The 3,216-nt window shown below is 62.9% G+C and carries 4 protein-coding genes; 1 reads left to right on the top strand and 3 read right to left on the bottom strand.

Features of this window, described 5'->3' with window-relative positions; genetic code table 11:
- The 3 genes from WA989_RS16600 to WA989_RS16590 form a co-directional block, all read right to left on the bottom strand.
- On the bottom strand, positions 1-392 hold a 392-nt coding region (locus WA989_RS16600; RefSeq protein ID WP_424341591.1), incomplete at its 3' end, for an MAPEG family protein.
- 21 nt (positions 393-413) lie between these two features.
- The gene (locus WA989_RS16595) at positions 414-1,745 is read right to left on the bottom strand and encodes an alpha/beta hydrolase (RefSeq protein WP_424341590.1); all 1,332 of its coding nucleotides are present in this window, start codon (positions 1,743-1,745) and stop codon (positions 414-416) included.
- An 81-nt stretch (positions 1,746-1,826) separates the two neighbouring features.
- Complete coding sequence (locus WA989_RS16590; RefSeq protein WP_424341589.1) at positions 1,827-2,696, bottom strand: LytTR family DNA-binding domain-containing protein; 870 nt, start codon at positions 2,694-2,696, stop codon at positions 1,827-1,829.
- A gap of 126 nt (positions 2,697-2,822) precedes the next feature.
- On the opposite strand from WA989_RS16590, the gene WA989_RS16585 reads away from it, so the two are divergent.
- Positions 2,823-3,216: acyltransferase family protein (locus WA989_RS16585; RefSeq protein WP_424341588.1), on the top strand; the 394-nt coding region annotated here is incomplete at its 3' end.

Raw genomic sequence — 3,216 nt, 5'->3', positions numbered from 1 at the left:
ATCAGCACGATTGAGCTGAGCGCAAAAACAAAAAACCGGTTGGTCACCTTGGAGGAGAGGACCTGCACCAGCGAATGAATGACCCGCAAGCCGACATAGGCCCAGGCGAGCCAGGTGAAGATATGATCAGCCCCGCCTGTCAGCGCTGCAAAGAAGACAAGCGCATAGAAGAGGGTCGGCTGTTCGTGCAGATGGTTGTAATTGTCGGCGGCAGAGCGCGTGCTCGCCGGGAAACTGGCGCTGTAATCTGTGCCGGGGTGGCGCGCATCATCCGGGTTGATTCCCGCCTTCTGCATCGCCGGTATGCGCGTCGCATACATCCAGATCCACATGATCAGCGTCCACACGACAAGCGCGAGAACCGGCAGCAGGTCGCCAAGTTGATAGGTCATGATTTAGCCTCCCAGTCGATATCAGGGAGAAACGCTAGCCGCGTTCGAGGCCTCTGGCACGTCTTCTCTTGGCGGAACGCCGAGCGCTGCATCTGCAAAGTCCATGAAGGCGGTGATGTCTTGCTGGGTGATCGAGTGCCCGCCCGGCCGGATATAGTAGGAGAGGTCTGTGGCTGGCCTGAAATCCTGCATGCCATCCTGGGCCAGGCCTTCACTGCCATAAAGCTCGTAGACCGGGTCTGCGCCTTCGGCCATGCGATAGGTCGAGTTCGGGTCAGACCAGACATCGCGGCGCCCATTGCCGAGAAAGATCGGCGTCGGCGCCAGCAGGGCAATATACTGGTGCTGGTCGACGGGAAGGTCTTCAACATGGCTCGCATAGTCGGCATAGGCCGGCGCGAACCAGTGCGGATAGCCTTCCAGACTGAAGACCAGCGCGCGCGCACCATTGACCATGCGCTTGACCGTCTCGCCTGTGCGCGAGCGCGACGAGGCGGCCCCGCCAAAGCCGGACTGGTGAGAAATCACAGCGCCGATCCGCCGGTCATAGACGCCCGCCACCATGGCCGACTTTCCATGCCGCGAGTGGCCGAGCACGGCGATGGCGTTCATGTCGAGATCGGCGTCGTCTTCGAGCACATCGATGATCGCAGAGAAACCATAGCCCCAGCCCGCCACGGTGCCCGTCGGGGCGACGCTGTCCTCGCCGGCCATCTTCGCCATCACGGCCTGGGCCTCGCCGTCGCGGTCGGGGATCATGTCGCCAGCCTTCCAGGTCGCATAGGCGTAGCCCCGGTCGAAATACTGCTCGATGGGGACAAGAATGATGAATTCACCAAAAATCCTGGTGACGAAGCCGGGCATCTTGGCGGCCTCCGCGCAGCTTTCGCCCTCGCCCGTGGTGAGGGCTTCGCCTGGAAAGGCGCCGCAATTGGAGCCGAAGGTCTGCGAGACGATCAGCGGGGCAGGGCCGCCGGTATTGGGCGTGGCAAGCGCTACCTTGAAGTCGCGTGCCCCCTCGCCGCTGCCGACCCGGATTGTCAGCTCTTCCAGCCGGCCCTTGCCGCCTGCGAGCTCCGGATTGACCATACGCCTGTCGACGAGGTCGACATCCAGTCCTTCGGGCCACGGGCCGTAAACGACGTCTTCAAACGTTTTCATGAGGGCCGGGCGCCTGGCTTCCCATTGCGACAGGGATGACGCCTTGATCGCCGGCCTGGCATCGGGCTTGTTGTCTACTTCGAGGCTGGCATAGTTCAGCCCGAGCATCGTGCAGCTCGACATGCCGACGACGAGGACCGCCAGGATGATCAGGCGGCCCAACCAGCCCAGTATGCTCAGCACAATTCCCATCCCTCACCCTCCATAGCGCATCTGGCCGGAGAGATTGATTAGCAGGCTGATCTGCCCCGGCACAATCGCCAGCGCGCGAATTCAAGAAATCGTGACGGATTTGTCTTCGCTGGCGCCGCCGGGGAGGCGGTCGCGAAAGCCGCGCGAGCCGGGCACAGTCTCGCCGGTGTCAAGTTCGATCGTGACGTTTCCGTCGCCGGTCGGGCTGATCGTGCGGATATGGTCGCGGTGGACAATATGGGACCGGTGCACGCGGATATGCCGCCCGTCCGCTGCCTCCAGCAGCTTTTCAAGTTCGCTCAGCGTCGTGCGGGCTAGGTAGGTGCGCCCCGGCGTGACGACCTCGACATAGTTCGATGCCGCCCTTGCCCGGACAACCTCATCGGCGTCGACAAAATAGGTGCGGCCTCCGGATTTCAGGGTCAGGCGGTGGCGCTCGCTGGCTTCCCTGCGCGCGGCCGCCGCCTCCAGGCCGCGCTGTTCGGCCAGCCGGTTGATCGAGAAGATGGCCGCGATCAACGCATAGGTCAGGATGTCCTTGCGAAACTCGTAGAGCCAGGTGGAGGGGTCGGCGAGGCCGAAATCATAGGGCACACCGATGAAGACCGGGCTGAGGAGTTTTCGAAGGGTCACCATGGCAAGGATGTGGATGAGCGACCAGACGAGGATGCCGGCAAGGTGAACAGGCAGCGTCCGGCGCCAGGCCGACAGCGGGAAGCGGCTCAGCAGGAAGGTGATGAAGGGCGTCATTACGAAAACGACGAGGTGTGACGTGCCCTGCGACAGCCACGCCATCTGCGGATAGGCCGCGCCCGCCCGCTGAATGTCCTGCTGGTCCGAGAGGGACAGGACGAGGAAGTTGGCGAACAGGAAGGCTGCGAACCAGACATAGGTCCGCCGGTCCGCGCGGCGGTCCGCTTCGACTTCGGGATGGCGTGCCGTCTCGCTCATCCTTTGTGATCTGCCACAGACTGCGCGAAGGCAGAAAGGGTTTTCCCGTTACTCGTCCCAGCCTGCCGTCATTCGTCCCAGAGCCGCGCCATCCGTCCCGCCGGCCCGTGATTGATGGCTTTGCGGATGCTGGGCGCCCGGCGCGCAGGCATGCTGGTCTCATCGCCATACCGGATGAAGCCCAAGCCGATGTCACTTGCCCCAACCGCCCGCCGCCATGATCTCGACTGGCTTCGTGTGATCGCCTTCATGATCCTCATTCTCTATCACACAGGCATGTTCTACGTGTCGTGGGACTGGCATGTGAAAAGCGTACATTCGGGAACGGACGCCGAATGGCTGATGATGCTGGTCAATCCGTGGCGCCTGTCGCTTCTCTTCCTGATCTCGGGCGTGGCGATCCGGTTTGCTGCGGACAAGGGCAACAAGGCCAGGCTTGCGAAAAGCCGCCTTGCGCGCCTTGGCCTGCCCATCCTCGCGGGCATGGTGCTCATCGTCGCGCCGCAGAGCTGGCTACAGC

It is taken from the genome of Henriciella sp., assembly GCF_049649345.1.
In the GTDB taxonomy this organism is placed as follows: domain Bacteria; phylum Pseudomonadota; class Alphaproteobacteria; order Caulobacterales; family Hyphomonadaceae; genus Henriciella.
The sequence above is the reverse complement of the archived record's forward strand: the minus strand, read 5'-3'. Positions and strand labels throughout refer to the sequence as shown.